The organism is Amycolatopsis sp. NPDC051102 (genome assembly GCF_040682815.1).
Taxonomy (GTDB): Bacteria; Actinomycetota; Actinomycetes; order Mycobacteriales; family Pseudonocardiaceae; genus Amycolatopsis.
Window position 1 is genome coordinate 197,116 of sequence record NZ_JBFBBT010000008.1, and the last position, 16,162, is coordinate 213,277.

The following is a 16,162-nucleotide window of genomic DNA, read 5'->3' on the forward strand; positions in this document are numbered from 1 at the left end:
ACCAGCAGCCCCAGCGGAGGCAGGAACCCCACCCCTGCGTCGAAGTCGCCCACGACACCGGGACCACCGCGACTCGAACACGCCCACCAGCTGCCGCTTGACCGTCCCCCATCCCGCCGGGAACGCACTCCTCAGCTCCCTGCGCTGACGCGTTCCCCGTCGTGCCAGACCTGCCGGATCCGGCCCGGCAGGTCGGACACGTCGAGGTCCGGGCCGTCGAGCAGCACCAGGTCGGCGCGCAGGCCCGGCTCGATGCGGCCGCGGTCGTCGGCGAGGCGGAGCAGCCGGGCCGCTTCGGAGGTGGCCGCCTTCAGGGCGGCCGCCTCCCCGAGGACCGCGGCCAGCAACCGCAGCTCGGTCGTCAAGTCGACATGGGGACGCGGGGCGAGGTCCGAGCCGGCGGCGATGCGGACGCCCGCTTCCGCCGCGAGCCGAAGCGAGCGGCGGTGCGTCTCGGCGAACTCGCTGTCGCTGATCGGCGCCAGTGTCGGCACGTACCAGGCGTCGGCCAACGCCGCGACCGCGGAGTCGTCGAGGAACGTGCCGTGCTCGATGCTGCGCGCCCCGGCGCGGGCGGCCGAGACGACCGCGGCGGACGTGTGCGCGTGCGCGAGGACGTCCCGGCCACAGCGGCGGGCCTCGTCGACCAGCGCCGCGAGCTCATCGTCGGTCGGGCGCACGTCGGTGCCCGACCGCACCGCCCGCATCGCCCCGCTCGCACCGACCTTGATCCAGTCGGCGCCCGCCCGCACCATCCGGCGGACCGCCGCGCGCGCCGCATCCGGCCCGTCGAACAGCGGGTCGGGCAGCGACGGGTCGCCGTAGTGGTCGACGGCGCCCGCGGGCGGCTCCCAGCTGTCGCCGAGCCCGCCGGTCGGCCCCAGCTGCCGCAGGCTGATCAGCAGGTCCGGCCCGCTGACCCAGCCTGCGCGCAACGCGTGCTTGAACCCGGCATCGGCGCCCCAGGCGTCCCGGACGGTGGTGATCCCGCGCGCCAGCAGCCCACGCAGGACCGGCACGGCTTCGAGGATCCGCGCACTGCGTGGCAACGGCTCGGGCCGCGGAAAGGCGACGTGCACGTGACAGTCGATGAGCCCGGGAATCAGCAGCCCGCCCGAGCAGTCGACCCGCTCACCCTCGAGCCCGAGGCCCACCTCGGCGATGCGCGAGCCGTCCAGCCGGACGTCCGCGCGGGTCGTCTCCCCGGTTTCGGGGTCGAACACCCGCGCACCGGCAAGCACGGTCATCGGCGATCCTTGCGGTGAATGAGGAAGGCGCACGGCGCGGCCAGCGCCGGCGCGAGGCGCGGGTATCCGTCGGCGAAGTCGGCGCGGTGTGTCACGCGGTAGCCGAGCCGGCCGTACCGCTCGGCCAGGAACTGCTTCGCCGGGTGCGTCCACTCCCACGGCATGAGCAGTTCGACCACGGCACGGCCAGCCGACGGCGGCAGCAGCTCGATCTCCATACCGCCATACTGCCGTGCGCCGCCCAAAGCCGAACCGGGCTGCCCCGTCGCCCGGCGCTGATAACGGAACGATCACAAGGTGTATCAGTTGCTCGACGGTCAGCGATCAACATCCACGTCGGCGCGTGTGCTTTCAGCCATCTCCGAAGACAGTTCGCACCGATTGATCAGGCGACATGAAGGGGGCGGAGCACCGATGGCACGGCGTACCGGGATTCTCGTTCAGATGCAGCGGGACGCAGCCCGTCGCCAGCGGGAAAGGCAGCGAGCTGCGGCGACCTATGCACGTCAGCAAGCGCAAGCCCAGCGGGATGCCCAACGGGCGGAACGGGAAGCTCTCCGCACGCAAGCCGCCGCGTTGCGGCTGGCCGAACAACACGCGAAGGCCGATGCCCGGGCGCAAGCCGACGCCATCAAGCAGCAGAAGCAAGCCCATCTCGAACTCCAGCAGGCGCGGGTGGCCAGCCAGAACGCCGACCTCGAAGCAGAGGTGGCAGAGCTGGAACAGCTCCTCTCCGCGACGCTCGAAGTCGACGACTTCATCAACCTCGAATCACTCAAGCGCACTGCTGAGCACCCGCCGTTCCAACCGGGAACCATCGGGCGCCCCACGCCCCCGCCGCGACTCGAGAACGCCCCTGCCGAACCCTCCTTCGCCCAGTTCGCCCCGCCACCGCCGACCGGAATGGCCAAGGTTTTCGGCAAGGGCAAGCACGAGCGGGGTGTTCTCGCTGCCCAGCAGCAGTTCGCCCACGCGCACGCTCGCTGGCAACAAGAACTGGGCGCCGTACAACAACGGAATTCGGCTGCCGCACGGAAGCACCAACAGGCCGAGCACGCGCGCATTGAAGCGTTGAAGAAGGCCAAAAGGGCCTACGACGAAGAGTGCGCGGAACGGGAGAGCGAAGTATCCGCACACAACGCAGACGTGGCCGCCCTCGCAGCCGCCTTCGCACGTCGCGAGCCCCAGGCGGTTCTCGATTACTTCACGCTGGTGCTCGCCAATTCCGACTACCCGGACAATTTCCCCCAGCAGTACCGGCTGGCCTACATCCCCGAATCCACCCAGATCGTCGTGGAGTACGAACTCCCGGACCTCACCTGTGTTCCGGCTGTGCGCGAATACAAGTACGTCAAGTCCAAGGACGAGGTGAGTTCCACCGCACGACCGGCCCGCGACATCAAGGCCCTGTACGGCTCCGTCGTGGCCCAGATCGCCCTTCGGACCCTGCACGAGATCTTCGAGGCCGACCGAACCGGGCTCGTGGACACTGTCGTCTTCAACGGCATGGTCACGACCACCGACCCGGGAACCGGCAAAGAGGTGCGCCCTTGCCTGGTCACCGTCCGGACCACCCGCGAGGTGTTCGCCGATCTCGACCTGGCCCTCGTTGAGCCCCTCTCCTGCCTGGAGCGGCTCAACGCCTCGGTGTCCAAACGGCCGAGCGACCTGGCCCCGGTGCGCCCGGTGCTGGAGTTCGACATGGTGGACAAGCGGTTCATCGAGGAAACCGATGTCCTCTCGAGCCTCGATCAGCGGCCGAACCTCATGGAACTGACCCCCAGCGAGTTCGAAGCCCTCATCCAGAACCTGTTCAGCAAGATGGGTCTCGACACCAAACAAACCCGCCCCTCACGTGATGGGGGCGTCGACTGCGTCGCGTACGACCCGCGTCCCATCTTCGGCGGGAAGGTGGTGATCCAGGCCAAGCGATACCGCAACACCGTCGACGTCTCGGCCGTCCGCGACCTCTTCGGGACGATGCAGAACGAAGGGGCGTCGAAAGGCATCCTGGTGACGACCTCCGGTTACGGCCCGGCCAGCTACGACTTCGCCGCCGGTAAGCCGCTCGAGCTCATCGACGGCTCGAACCTGCTCTACCTCCTGACCGAACACGCGGGCATGGAGGCGAAGATCGTACCGCCGGAGGCCTAGCACAAAAGACGCTCGCGAACCGACCTGGGGCGCGGTTCGCGAGCGTCGACGAGAAAGCCCTACTTGTCCCGGCGGAAGAGCTTGTTGCCCAGCCAGACGATCGGGTCGTACTTGCGGTCTGCGACGCGCTCCTTCATCGGGATCAGTGCGTTGTCCGTGATGTGGATGCCCTCCGGGCACACCTCCGAACAGCACTTCGTGATGTTGCAGTACCCGAGGCCGTGCTCGTCCTGGGCCGCGTCTCGACGATCCGCGACGTCCAGCGGGTGCATCTCCAGCTCCGCGATCCGCATCAGGTACCGCGGCCCGGCGAAGGCTTCCTTGTTCTCCTCGTGGTCACGCACCACGTGGCAGGTGTTCTGGCACAGGAAGCACTCGATGCACTTGCGGAACTCCTGTGACCGCTCGACGTCGACCTGCTGCATCCGGTATTCGCCCGGCTTCAGGTCGGCCGGCGGGGTGAACGACGGGATCTCGCGCGCCTTCGTGTAGTTGAACGACACGTCGGTGACGAGGTCGCGGATCACCGGGAACGTCCGCATCGGCGTCACCGTGATCACCTCGTCCTCGGTGAACGTCGACATCCGCGTCATGCACAGCAGGCGCGGGCGGCCGTTGATCTCCGCCGAGCACGAGCCGCACTTGCCCGCCTTGCAGTTCCAGCGGACGGCGAGGTCCGCGGCCTGGGTCGCCTGCAGCCGGTGGATGATGTCGAGGACGACCTCGCCCTCGTTCACCTCCACCGTGAAGTCCTGCAGCGCGCCGCCCTCGGCGTCACCGCGCCAGACCCGGAAACTCGCCTTGTAGCTCATGCCTTGCTCCCGGGGTGCGTCTCGAGCTCCGCATCGGTGTAGTACTTCCCGAGTTCGCCGAACTCGAACAGCTCCAGCAGGTCCTGCCGCAGCGGCACCTGCTCCTTCACCTCGACGTCGATGTCCGGCACCACCGGGTTGTCGCCCGGGGAGGCCGAACACACGAGGAGCTTGTTGCGCCAGTCCGCTTCCATGCCCGGGAAGTCGTCCCGCGTGTGCCCGCCGCGGCTTTCGGTCCGCGTCAACGCCGCCTTCGCGACGCACTCGCTGACCATCAGCATGTTGCGCAGGTCGATCGCGAGGTGCCAGCCCGGGTTGAACTGCCGGTGCCCTTCGACCGTGACGCGCAGGATCCGCTGTCGCAGCTCGGCGAGCTTCATCAGCGCCTGCTCGATCTCGCCCGCCTTGCGGATGATGCCGACCAGGTCGTTCATCGACTGCTGCAACTCGGTGTGCAGGGTGTACGGGTTCTCCGCCGAGGCACCGGAAGGCGGGTCGAACGGCGCGAGCGCCATCTTCGCCGCAGCGTCCACATCAGACTCGGAGACGGCGGGCCTGCCCTCGAGGCCGAGCACGTATTCGGCCGCGCCGAGCCCCGCGCGCCGGCCGAAGACCAGCAGATCGGACAGCGAGTTGCCGCCGAGCCGGTTGGACCCGTGCATGCCGCCCGAGCACTCGCCGGCCGCGAACAGGCCGGGCACGCTCGCCGCCGCCGTGTCCGGGTCGACCTCGATGCCGCCCATGACGTAGTGGCAGGTCGGGCCGACCTCCATCGGCTCCGCGGTGATGTCGACGTCCGCCAGTTCCTTGAACTGGTGGTACATCGACGGCAGCCGCTTGCGGATCTCCTCGGCCGGCAGCCGGCTGGCGATGTCGAGGAAGACGCCGCCGTGCGGGGAGCCGCGGCCCTCCTTGACCTCGGAGTTGATCGCGCGGGCCACCTCGTCGCGGGGCAGCAGGTCGGGCGTGCGCCGGTTGTTCTCCTGGTCGGAGTACCAGCGGTCGGCTTCCTCTTCGCTTTCGGCGTACTGGCCCTTGAACACGTCGGGGACGTATTCGAACATGAACCGCTTGCCGTCGGAGTTCTTCAGCACCCCGCCGTCGCCGCGGACGCCCTCGGTGACGAGGATGCCCTTGACGCTCGGCGGCCAGACCATCCCGGTCGGGTGGAACTGGACGAACTCCATGTTGATCAGCTTCGCGCCCGCCCGCAGGGCCAGCGCGTGACCGTCACCGGTGTACTCCCACGAGTTCGACGTCACCTTGAACGACTTGCCGATGCCGCCGGTGGCGAGCACGACCGCGGGCGCCTCGAACAGGACGAACCGCCCGCTCTCGCGCCAGTAGCCGAACGCGCCGGCGATCTTCCCGTCGGTGGTGAGCAGCTCGGTGACCGTGCACTCGGCGAAGACCTTGATCTTCGCCTCGTAGTCCCCGGTCTCGGCGAAGTCCTCCTGCTGCAGCGAGACGATCTTCTGCTGCATCGTGCGGATCAGCTCGAGCCCGGTGCGGTCACCGACGTGCGCCAGCCGCGGGTAGGTGTGCCCGCCGAAGTTGCGCTGGCTGATCCGGCCGTCGGCGGTGCGGTCGAACAGCGCGCCGTAGGTTTCGAGTTCCCAGACGCGGTCCGGCGCCTCCTTGGCGTGCAGCTCCGCCATCCGCCAGTTGTTGAGGAACTTCCCGCCGCGCATGGTGTCGCGGAAGTGGACCTGCCAGTTGTCGTTCGAGTTCGCGTTGCCCATCGAGGCGGCGCACCCGCCCTCGGCCATCACCGTGTGCGCCTTGCCGAACAGGGACTTGCACACGACCGCGACGCGGAAGCCGCGTTCGCGGGCTTCGATCACGGCGCGCAGACCGGCGCCACCGGCACCGATCACCACCACGTCGTAGCTGTGCCGTTCGACCTCGGTCATGAAGAGATTCCACCTCGGAACTGGGGACGTCGTTATGGGGAAAGCGGGACGCTAGTTGACGAATCTCAGGTCCGAGATCGCGCCGCTGGCGACGAGCATGACGTAGAAGTCGGTCAGCACCAGGGTGCCGAGCGTCGTCCAGGCCAGCGTCATGTGGCGGGTGTTGAGCTTCGTGACCTGCGTCCAGATCCAGTAGCGCACCGGGTGCTTGGAGAAGTGCTTCAGCCGGCCGCCGGTCACGTGCCGGCAGGAGTGGCAGGAAAGCGTGTAGGCCCAGAGCAGGATCACGTTGGCGAGCAGGATGACGTTGCCCAGCCCGAAGCCGAAGCCGCCGGTCTTCCCGTGGAACGCCGTGATGGCGTCGTAGGTGTTGATCAGCGAGACGATCAGCGCCACGTAGAAGAAGTAGCGGTGGACGTTCTGGATGATCAGCGGGAGCCGCGTCTCGCCGGTGTACTTGGCGTGCGGTTCCGCGACGGCGCAGGCGGGCGGGGAGAACCACACCGACCGGTAGTAGGCCTTGCGGTAGTAGTAGCAGGTCAGCCGGAACCCGAGCAGGAACGGCAGCACCACGAACCCGAGCGGGATGAACCCGGGCAGGTCGCCGAACCAGTGGCCGAAGTGGCTCGACCCCTCGACGCAGGAGGTGGACAGGCAGGGCGAGTAGAACGGGGTCAGGTAGTGGTAGTCGGGCACCCAGTACGCGGTGCGCACGAACGACCGGACCGTCGCGTAGATGATGAACGCCGACAGTCCGAGCACGGTCAGCAGCGGCTGGAGCCACCACCGGTCCGTGCGGAGGGTGCGCTCGGCGATCCGGGCCCGCTTCGGGGCCCGGACACCGGTGCCGACGCCGTTGTCAGCGGGAGCGCTCACCGCTGGTCGCGCTTGTAGCCGCCGACGCCTTCGTCATCGGCGCCGTGCCACAGCGCCGGGTCGTAAGGGGTGTCGGGGACGGGGACGCGCTCGGCGGCCTTCGCCTGCGCGGGCACCGCGAGGGGCACGCCGTCGAGGTCCGCGGTGTCGATGTCGAGGCGCTCGACGTCGTTGGCGAGCCGGCGCACGGCCGACGCGTCGCCGTAGCGAGAGCGCAGTGCGCCGACGCACTGCCGGAGCTGGCCGATGGTTCGCCGCAGCTCGGCGATCTCGGAGGTGGACATCATGCCTCCCGTGTGGTGGGGCTGGCAGGGAACCCGGCTAAGGCTTTGCCACGCGTCGTGCAGTGTGACAACTAGCACACTAACGGTTCCGAGGGTGATCGGGGTCACGCGCGGCGATCTTCTGAATCGATTTTGATTCGGCGTTTTCCCGAGGTAGTGTGGCCAGTGTCACGACCCAGAGGCGTCAGCGCTGCCGTCCCGCGGACCACCCCACCCCAGTGATCCGGAGCCGGACATGAGCCCGACCCCATCGTTGCACCCCGTCATCGCCGAAGTCACCGCCCGCATCGCCGCGCGCAGTGCCGCGACCCGCACGGCCTACCTCGACCGGATGGCCGCGGCGTACGCCGAAGGCCCGGTCCGCCGCGGTCTCGCCTGCAGCAACCTCGCCCACGGTTTCGCCGCGATGGACGGCGTCGACAAGGAGGCGCTGCGGGCCGCGCGCGCTCCCGGCGTCGCGATCGTGTCGTCCTACAACGACCTGCTTTCGGCGCACCAGCCGATGCAGGAGTACCCGGCATGGCTGAAGAAGGCCGTGCGCTCCGCCGGCGGGGTCGCCCAGTTCGCCGGCGGCGTGCCCGCCATGTGCGACGGCATCACGCAGGGCCGCGCGGGCATGGAGCTGTCGCTGTTCAGCCGCGAGGTCATCGCGATGTCGACGGCGATCGCGCTGTCGCACGACATGTTCGACGCGTCCCTGCTGCTCGGCGTGTGCGACAAGATCGTCCCCGGCCTGCTCATCGGCGCGCTGTCGTTCGGGCACCTGCCCGCGCTGCTGGTCCCGGCCGGCCCGATGAACTCCGGACTGCCGAACAAGGAGAAGGCGCGCGTCCGGCAGCTCTACGCCGAGGGCCTCGCGACCCGCGAAGACCTGCTCGACGCCGAAGCGGCGTCGTACCACTCGGCCGGCACCTGCACCTTCTACGGCACGGCCAACTCGAACCAGATGGTCGTCGAGGTGATGGGCCTGCACCTGCCGGGCGCCAGCTTCGTCCAGCCGGGTTCTTCGCTGCGTCGCGCGCTGACCGAAGAGGCCGGACGGCGGGTCGTGGCGATTTCACGCGGCGAGGAGTACACGCCGGTCTCGCGGATCCTCGACGAGAAGGCGTTCGTCAACGGCGTCGTCGCGCTGCTCGCCACGGGCGGGTCGACCAACCACACGATGCACCTGGTCGCGATCGCCGCGGCCGCGGGCATCCAGCTGACCTGGGACGACTTCTCCGACCTCTCGGCCGTCGTGCCGCTGCTGGCGCGGGTCTACCCGAACGGCAGCGCCGACATCAACCACTTCCACGCCGCCGGCGGCATCCAGTTCCTCGTCGGCTCGCTGCTCGACGCCGGGTTCCTGCACGAAGACGTCCACACGGTGGCCGGGTTCGGGCTGCACCGCTACCGCGCGGAGCCGATCCTGTCCGACGGCGAGCTGGTCTGGCGGGACGTGCCCACCCGCAGCCTCGACGAGGACGTGCTGCGGCCGGTGTGGCGGCCCTTCGCCGCCGATGGCGGGCTACGGATGGTCGAGGGCAACCTCGGCCGCGCGGTGGTCAAGGTGTCGGCGGTGGCGCCGGAGCACCGCGTCGTCCAGGCGCCCGCACGCGTGTTCACCACGCAGGAGGACTTCACGGCCGCGTTCGAGGCCGGCGAACTGGACCGGGACGTCGTCGTGGTGGTCCGGCAGCAGGGCCCGCGGGCCAACGGCATGCCGGAGCTGCACGGCCTGACGCCGGCGCTGGGCGTGCTGATGGACCGCGGGCACGCCGTGGCGTTGCTCACCGACGGCCGCATGTCGGGCGCGTCGGGCAAGATCCCGGCGGCCATCCAGGTAACGCCGGAAGCCGCGGCGGGCGGCCCGATCGCGCGCATCGCCGACGGCGACGTCATCCGGCTCGACGCGTCCTCGGGCTCGCTCGACGTGCTGGTCGGTGACGAAGAACTCGCCCGGCGCGAGCTTGTGGACTCCCCGCCGTCCGAAGCATCCTGGACCGGCACCGGCCGAGAGCTGTTCGCCGCGTTGCGCCGTGCCGTCGGCCCCGCTGACCAGGGCGCTTCGGTGTTCGGCGGCTTGACCCCGGAGCACTTCGGAACGCCCGCTTTCGCACCCCAGGAGGTCGGTCAGTGACCACCGGTCAGGACCTGCTCGAGCTGTCCCCCGTGATGCCCGTCGTGGTGATCGACGACGCCGACGACGCGGTGCCCACGGCCCGGGCCCTGCTCGCCGGCGGGATCGGGGTCATCGAGCTGACCCTGCGCACCCCGGCGGCGCTGTCGGCGATCGAGCGCGTCGCCGCGGAGGTGCCGGACATCGTCATCGGCGCCGGCACCGTCGTCTCGCCGGACCAGGCGAAGCAGGCGGCCGACGCGGGCGCGAAGTTCCTCGTGACGCCGGGCTGCACGGACGCCGTCGTCGACGCGTGCTTCGACTCCGGGCTGCCGTTCCTGCCCGGCGCGAGCACGGTCTCCGAAGCGATGCGGCTGGCCGAGCGCGGGCTCACGGCGTTGAAGTTCTTCCCGGCGGAGGCGTCCGGCGGCGTCGCATACCTGAAGTCGATCGCCGGTCCGTTGCCCTCGCTGAAGTTCTGCCCGACCGGCGGGATCACCGTGGCCTCGGCGCCGTCGTACCTGGCGTTGCCGAACGTCGGCTGCATCGGCGGCTCGTGGCTGACGTCGTCGCTGGACCCCGCCACCATCGAGAAGCTGGCCGCGGAAGCCGCCGCGCTGTAGCGGAGATCACGCCGCCTCATCGGCTTACCCGAACGGCGGAATGCGCGTCCGCATTCCGGGAGCACCGTTCCAGCGCGCTGGAACGGTGCTCCGAGCGGGTGTGGCGCCGGTCATCGGAACGGGCCCCGTCCCGCTGAATGGCGCAACGGTCACTCTGGTGGGTTATTTACCTGCCTGTTATCGTTTCTCTTCGCTATTTCCAGCGAGGAGAATCAGTGTCCCTGACCAGCGTGGTCGCCCCCAGTCCTGCCCCCGAGACCGTCGCCGCCCTTGTCGGCGAACGCCTTTCGGTGTCCGCACTCCACCAGCTGGGCGGCACGCTCGGCGGCTATTCCTTCGTCAAGGTCGTGGTCGACCGCGAGCAGGCGAAGATCCACTTTCTGAACAACGCGCGCCATTCCTTTCACGCGATCTATATCGGCGAAGAGATCCTGGGCGTCCCCGAAGAACGCGTGCGCACGGAGATCGACTCGTACAACGAGACTTTCTACCACGCGCCGGACCGCCGGTTCCTCCTCGGCATTCTCGCGCTGCACCCGCAGCTGCTTTCGCTGGAAACGGTCGAAGTCGACACCATGCCGGCCGAGCTGATCCGCGAGTTCCACGCCTTCGTCGCGCAGTACACCGACCCGTCGCTGCCGCTGGTGTTCAAGCCGGCCAACCAGCGGCAGGAGCGGATCGTCCGGGAGATCCCGGCGAGCGAGCTGCCCCGCGTCTACGCACACGAGCTGTTCTCCACGGCGCCGTTCGTCGCGCTGAACCCCGGCACGGCCACCGGACGGCTGCGCGCGTTCCGCACCGAGGCCGAGTACCGGGCCGCGACGCTGGACTGGACCGACATCATCGTGATGGACCGCGTGCCGGACGACATCCCGCGGCTGTCGGGGATCGTCAACGCCCGGCACACGACGCCGCTGTCGCACACCAACGTCCTCGCCACCGGCTGGCAGATCCCGAACGCCGTCCAGCTCGGCGCCTTGGCGGAGGTCGAGCGCCGCGGGCTCGACGGCAAGTGGGTCGAGTACACCGTCGACGCCCAGGGGTTCTCCCTGCGCGAGATCGACGAGCCGGCCGACGCGGCGCCGCCGGCCTGGTACGCCCAGCGCGTCACGCTGGAGCAGCCGGAGGCCGACCACAGCCCGATCGTGAACCTCGCGCGGCTGCGCGCGTCCGACCGCCACCGCTACGGCACGAAGGCGGCCAACCTGGGCGAGCTGCACCACGTCCTGGCCGGCGGTTCGGAGCGGCTGCTCGGCTTCTACCAGGTGCCGCGGCCGCCGCGGGAGAACCTGCTGCCGTACCTGGCCCGGCTGCTGGACGTCCCGGCGGACGCCGATCTGGGCGCCGCGGCCCGGCGGCTGCTCGACGAGCACGTCCGCGTGCCGCGTGGGGTCGCGCTGCCGTTCTCGCTGCAACGGCGGTTCCTCGAGTCGTCGCCGCGGATCCAGCAGGCCATCGGCAAGCTGAAGATGGCCCTGGAACTGGACGCGCGGGAGATCGAGCCGCTGTGCGTCGAGCTGCAGGGCCTGATCAGGTCGGCGCGCATGCCGGGCGCGCTCGCCGGCGAGATCGACTCCGCCCTGGTGTCGCAGCTGGCCGGGGTGCAGGCGTTCGTCGTGCGCAGCTCGTCCAACGCCGAGGACCTCGCCGGGTTCTCGGCCGCCGGGATCTACGAGTCGCTCAACCACGTCACCACGGCGGAGCGCATCTTCGCCAGCGTCAAGGAGGTCTGGGCGTCGCTGGTGTCGGTGCGCAGCGTCCGGCTGCGGCAGCAGGCCGGGATCTCCCTCGACGAGTGCTACATGGGTGTCGTCATCCAGGAGCAGGTCGCGGCCGACTTCGGCGGGGTGCTGGTGACGACGAACCCGCTGAACCGCGCGGACTTCCGCACGGTGTACGTCAACGTGTCGCCGCGCGTCACCGACGTCGTCGAGGGGTCGGCCCTGCCGATGCAGTACCTGTATTCGACGGTCGAGGGCGGCGGCCGCACGGTGTCGCTGGGCGACGCGTCCGAAGACCTCGGCTCGCGGGCGCACGACCAGCTGCAGCGGCTGGCGATCGCCGGCCGCCTGCTGCAAGGACACTTCTCGCCCGACTACACGTTCGGCTCACCGGTGGACATCGAGTGGCTCGCCGACGGCGACCACCTCCACCTCGTGCAGCTGCGCCCCTATTCGGCCTGATTCCGGGAGACAGACCATGCTGGGCCTTCGCCTGCCAGCGACACCCGCCGTTCAGCGCGCCGTCCGGCTGAGCTACGGGTTCCAGTTCTTCTTCGGCCTGCTGCTGTGGGTCCCGATCTTCTACTCCTACCAAAAGCTCGCCGGGCTGTCCGACGGCGAAATCTTCGGCATCCAGAGCATCTACTACATCGTGTTCTGCCTGCTGGAAATCCCGACGGGGATGATCGCCGACCGCTTCGACTACCGCACCTCGCTGGCGGCGGGCGCCGGCGTGCTGGTGACGGCGAACCTGGTGCCGGTGCTGTCGGGCTCGTACGCGGGCTTCCTCGTGCACTTCGTCCTGATCGCCCTGGCCCGCTCGCTGGTGTCCGGCGCGCAGAGCGCGTACCTGTACGAGTATCTGCACGCCTCCGGCGCGGGGGAACACTACCTGCGGGTGGAAGGCGTCGGCCGCGCGTACAGCCTGGTCGGCAAGATCGTGTTGTGGCCGGTGATCGGTCTGCTGATGGCGTGGAACCTCCCTTCCCCGTACTGGCTGACGGCGATCAACGCGGGTATCGCGCTCGTGTTCGCGTGCAAGCTCCCGCCGATCCCCGGCGGCCGCCGGGCGGCAGGCAAGACGGCATCGGTGCTGGCGGGAGTCGGCGGCGCGTTGTCGGCGCTGCGTTCGTCCCGCTGGCTGGTGTTGCTGATGGTGCAGGGCATCGCGATGTTCACGCTGGTGCGGATCTGCCAGGTGAACCTGTTCCAGCCGATCCTGGAGTCGAAGTCGCTCTCGGTGAACTGGTACGGCGCGGTCCTGGCCGCGATGACGGTCTTCGAGGCCCTGGGCGCGGCCCGCCCCCACCGGCTCCGCCGCGCGATCGGCCCGGTGGGTTCGGTGTTCACCCTGACGATCGTGATGGCCCTGTGCCTCGGCGCGATGGTCTTCGTGGGCCCCTTCCCGGCGGTGGTGCTGCTGTGCGTGTTCGCGGTGGCGACGGGTATCGCGTTCCCGATCCAGAAGCAGCTGCTGAACGACTCCATCCCGGACTCCCGCTACCGCGCGACCCTCTTGTCCATGGAGTCCATTGTGGACAGGGCGGTGTGCGCCCTGGTCGCGGTGGCGCTGGGCGCGTACCTGGCGGCCGGGCAGCTGAACGAGTTCCTGGTGCTGACGGCCGTGGTGACGTGCGTGGCGATGGGCCTGCTGGCGCTGCTGTTGCTGGCGGTCCGCAAGCACCGCTCGGACCGGCGCCACCCGGTTCCCCGGGAAGCGGTGTCGGCGTGACGGCCGGGACCGCGCCCTTACGCCCGGACGCCCGCCGTGATGCATCCCATCGACCGGACCAGAGCGCTGTCGCCACGCTCGCCCCTCCGCCCGTCAACTCGGGCGAGGGAATCAGCGCTTACTTCCCTGTCGAGGTAATCGAATCACCCAGAAAATGACCTCTTTATGTCCACATTGGATAACCGTGAAGTCTCACCCGGCATCCGACCGAGTGAACACTCTTACGAACCGTGGACTTGGCCGGCCGAGGGTTGATATCGATCCCTGGATGACCGAGCACCCGATCGGAGAAGACGAACCGAACTCATTCCCGACACGCAAGATGAGCCTGTACCGGATGTATCCAGCCGACTCGTTGCAGGAACTTGCCGCACTGAAGATCCTCGAAGACACCGCGGAGAGATTCACCCACCACGAAGTTCGGGTCGGTTCGACACCCGGCCTGCTGATCTCAGGTGAATCACCGGCGGAAGTGGTGGACTGGGTACCGGCGATCACCTCGTTGACCGGAGTGAACCTCGGCTTCACCAGCACTACTGCCTCCGCAGCTCTCTTCCTTAAGATCGACGACGTCCACTACGCACTGACCTTCGGACATGGATGGCGATACCTGCGGGACAGCAAGCTCGACCGCGAGTTCGGCCTCGAAGCGGCGGTCCGGCTGCTTGACCCCGACGAGATCCGTCGCATCACACGGTGGGCGCTCAGTGCCAAGGCGAGAGTCGACCAGAACATGGTCCCCGGCGGCCAAGGCCTCTGGGCATTCGGTCTGAGAGAGCACGCCGAGCTAGTACGTAAACTCAGCGGCAAGGTGCACGGTGACATTACAGTCGACCTGGCCTACGTCCGGCAGTGCGGCAGCTACCGCAACTTCCGGCTCAACTTGGAGTGCGGCGACGGAGTTCAGCTTCCTCTTGGTATCCAAGGGGAGTCCTTGATATCGGACTTGCGGGAGTTGACTCAGGTCGTTGCCCAACTGAAGGTTCGCGATCGCCTGGAGCCACTGCAATGGGTGCGCCGACTCGCACCCGGACACGATCTGCATGATCTACTCGACTCGACCGCAGTGGACCTGCTGGCGCAGCCCGATTCCGACCGCGGCGAAGTAGGCATCGCCTATCCCGCGAAGTACTACGACGGTCCGGACGTTCGGGTCTACCGCGGCCACGTCGGAAGCGTTCAGATCGACACCGATGACCTCGGGATCGATGACCTTCGCATGGGGATCGCGAGCCGGACCGCCGTGGACCAGCTCCGAACACTGCGCGCCAGCACGATCGAAGGCCTCGACGAAACCGGCAAATCCCTCGGCGGAAGTGTCAGTGCGCTGCATTGGATGGCCGCCGAGATCATCGACCCCAAGTGTCGCTACATCCTCCTCGACGGCGATTGGTACCGGCTCGGTGACAAGTACCTCCGGCACGTGGACCGGATCGTCACCGAAGCGTTCGCGAACACCCCGGAATGGACGCTTCCGGCTTGGAACATGGCTCCGCGCAATGCCAAGACCAACTCAGTGCACGAACGCGACTACAACGAATACGTCCCGACGGCGGACGACCGTTTCCTGTGCCTAGATCGCAAGCTGCTGAGAACAAGGATCCATCCGCAAGGGTTCGAAACCTGCGATCTGCTCGGCCCCAGCAACGTCCTTGTCCATGTCAAGAAAGTCAGTAGCGAGACCGGCTCGTCCGTCCTCAGTCATCTTTTCGCGCAAGGGTTGGTGGCCGTAGAAAGTCTCACCGATCCGGCCACATGGACCGAGTTCGTCGAACTAGTCCGGGAGCAAGACCCGGCCAGAGCCGAAACGCTCGGCTCCAGGCCTGAAGGTCTGGTGTACGCCATCCATCGATCCGACAAGCCGCTTCTCCCGAATACCCTCTTCACCTTCGCACGGTCAGCCTTGGTCTCTGCTGCGATCTCGCTGACATCCGCCAACATCCCACTGCAGGTCAGCGTGATCCCTTAGGTTCGGAAACGCGGCATCAGTCGACGAGCAGCTCGACCTGTCAACGATGACGGGCTCTTGGTCGAAGTAGACCGTCATCGTCAAATCGTCCTCCCCGCCGACCCGGCGCGGCAAGTCGGCCACATCGCTAAGCCTTGGGCCCGCCGGGTCGTTCTGGGAGAAGTGCTCGACGGTTCAGCTGTCCGCCATCAGTCGATGACGGCGTCGTCGAGCAGGGTGGACTCCGCGCCGTACTCGCGGAGTTCTTCCCTGATCACGGTGTAGGCCAGCCCCTGCGGGTAGCCCTTGCGTGCGAGGAAGCCGAGCAGCCGCCGCAGGGCGGTCTGTTCGTCGACGTTGCCGAGCGAGCCGAGGCGCTTGCGGACCAGTTCCCTAGCCATCTGCTCCTCGGACTCGCGGTCGACCTCGCCGGCCGCCTGCGCGGCCACGTCGCCGTCGACGCCTTTGCGCCGCAGCTCGGCCACCAGCGCGGTGCGGGAGAGGCCCTGGTTCGCGTGCCGGGACTTCACCCACAGCTGGGCGAACTCCTCGTCGTTGACCAGCCCGGCCCGGTCGAGCTTGCCGAGCAGGGTCTCGCTGGTCTCCTCGTCGAACCCCTTGCGCTGCAACGCCTGCCGCAGTTCCTCCTGGGTCCGCGGCCGAGCGGCCAGAAGATCGAAGCAGATCTCCTTGGCCTTCTTGTACCGCTCCTCAGCAGAAAGTTCAGCAGGCGGCACCTTGGGCGCCCTGGCCA

The 16,162-nt window shown here is 68.4% G+C and carries 13 protein-coding genes; 6 read left to right on the forward strand and 7 right to left on the reverse strand.

What is annotated here, in order from left to right; translation table 11 throughout:
- Positions 1 to 131: 131 nt before the first annotated feature.
- Both AB0M93_RS23655 and AB0M93_RS23660 read right to left on the reverse strand, forming a co-directional pair.
- Complete coding sequence (locus AB0M93_RS23655) at positions 132 to 1,247, reverse strand: amidohydrolase family protein (protein ID WP_364276338.1); 1,116 nt, start codon at positions 1,245 to 1,247, stop codon at positions 132 to 134.
- Positions 1,244 to 1,465: a hypothetical protein gene (locus tag AB0M93_RS23660; protein ID WP_364276339.1), complete on the reverse strand. Its 222-nt coding sequence runs from the start codon at positions 1,463 to 1,465 to the stop codon at positions 1,244 to 1,246. Before AB0M93_RS23660 ends, AB0M93_RS23655 begins: the two co-directional genes overlap by 4 nt.
- Before the next feature lie 196 nt (positions 1,466 to 1,661).
- Between AB0M93_RS23660 and AB0M93_RS23665 the strand changes: the two genes are divergently transcribed.
- Positions 1,662 to 3,401: a restriction endonuclease gene (locus AB0M93_RS23665; RefSeq protein WP_364276340.1), complete on the forward strand. Its 1,740-nt coding sequence runs from the start codon at positions 1,662 to 1,664 to the stop codon at positions 3,399 to 3,401.
- 59 nt (positions 3,402 to 3,460) lie between these two features.
- Here AB0M93_RS23665 and AB0M93_RS23670 read toward each other — a convergent pair whose 3' ends face one another.
- The 4 genes from AB0M93_RS23670 to AB0M93_RS23685 are packed head-to-tail and all read right to left on the reverse strand — an operon-like array spanning position 3,461 to position 7,286.
- Positions 3,461 to 4,213, reverse strand: coding sequence for a succinate dehydrogenase/fumarate reductase iron-sulfur subunit (locus AB0M93_RS23670; protein WP_364276341.1), 753 nt, complete (start codon positions 4,211 to 4,213; stop codon positions 3,461 to 3,463).
- Positions 4,210 to 6,126: a fumarate reductase/succinate dehydrogenase flavoprotein subunit gene (locus tag AB0M93_RS23675; protein ID WP_364276342.1), complete on the reverse strand. Its 1,917-nt coding sequence runs from the start codon at positions 6,124 to 6,126 to the stop codon at positions 4,210 to 4,212. Before AB0M93_RS23675 ends, AB0M93_RS23670 begins: the two co-directional genes overlap by 4 nt.
- A 51-nt stretch (positions 6,127 to 6,177) precedes the next feature.
- Positions 6,178 to 7,002 carry a hypothetical protein gene (locus AB0M93_RS23680; protein WP_364276343.1) on the reverse strand — a complete coding sequence of 275 codons (825 nt, stop codon included), beginning with the start codon at positions 7,000 to 7,002 and terminating at the stop codon, positions 6,178 to 6,180.
- On the reverse strand, positions 6,999 to 7,286 hold the full coding sequence (locus AB0M93_RS23685) for a hypothetical protein (RefSeq protein WP_003054488.1): 288 nt from the start codon (positions 7,284 to 7,286) through the stop codon (positions 6,999 to 7,001). The genes AB0M93_RS23680 and AB0M93_RS23685 overlap by 4 nt, the downstream gene beginning before the upstream one ends.
- 235 nt (positions 7,287 to 7,521) lie before the next feature.
- Here AB0M93_RS23685 and edd point away from each other — a divergent pair, with 235 nt between their 5' ends.
- The 5 genes from edd (at position 7,522) to AB0M93_RS23710 (ending at position 15,429) form a co-directional block, all read left to right on the forward strand.
- Positions 7,522 to 9,405: a phosphogluconate dehydratase gene (edd, locus tag AB0M93_RS23690; protein WP_364276344.1), complete on the forward strand. Its 1,884-nt coding sequence runs from the start codon at positions 7,522 to 7,524 to the stop codon at positions 9,403 to 9,405.
- Entirely contained in the window at positions 9,402 to 10,007 is a 606-nt protein-coding gene (gene eda, locus AB0M93_RS23695; RefSeq protein WP_364276345.1) for a bifunctional 4-hydroxy-2-oxoglutarate aldolase/2-dehydro-3-deoxy-phosphogluconate aldolase, read from the forward strand. The genes edd and eda overlap by 4 nt, the downstream gene beginning before the upstream one ends.
- Positions 10,008 to 10,222: 215 nt before the next feature.
- Positions 10,223 to 12,190: a PEP/pyruvate-binding domain-containing protein gene (locus AB0M93_RS23700; RefSeq protein ID WP_364276346.1), complete on the forward strand. Its 1,968-nt coding sequence runs from the start codon at positions 10,223 to 10,225 to the stop codon at positions 12,188 to 12,190.
- 16 nt (positions 12,191 to 12,206) lie between these two features.
- Positions 12,207 to 13,460, forward strand: a complete 1,254-nt coding sequence (locus AB0M93_RS23705) for an MFS transporter (protein WP_364276347.1) — start codon at positions 12,207 to 12,209, stop codon at positions 13,458 to 13,460.
- A 268-nt stretch (positions 13,461 to 13,728) separates the two neighbouring features.
- Entirely contained in the window at positions 13,729 to 15,429 is a 1,701-nt protein-coding gene (locus tag AB0M93_RS23710; protein WP_364276348.1) for a DUF6119 family protein, read from the forward strand.
- Positions 15,430 to 15,617: 188 nt separating this feature from the next.
- On the opposite strand, the gene AB0M93_RS23715 is transcribed toward AB0M93_RS23710, so the two are convergent.
- Positions 15,618 to 16,145: a regulatory protein RecX gene (locus AB0M93_RS23715; protein ID WP_364276483.1), complete on the reverse strand. Its 528-nt coding sequence runs from the start codon at positions 16,143 to 16,145 to the stop codon at positions 15,618 to 15,620.
- Positions 16,146 to 16,162 lie beyond the last annotated feature (17 nt).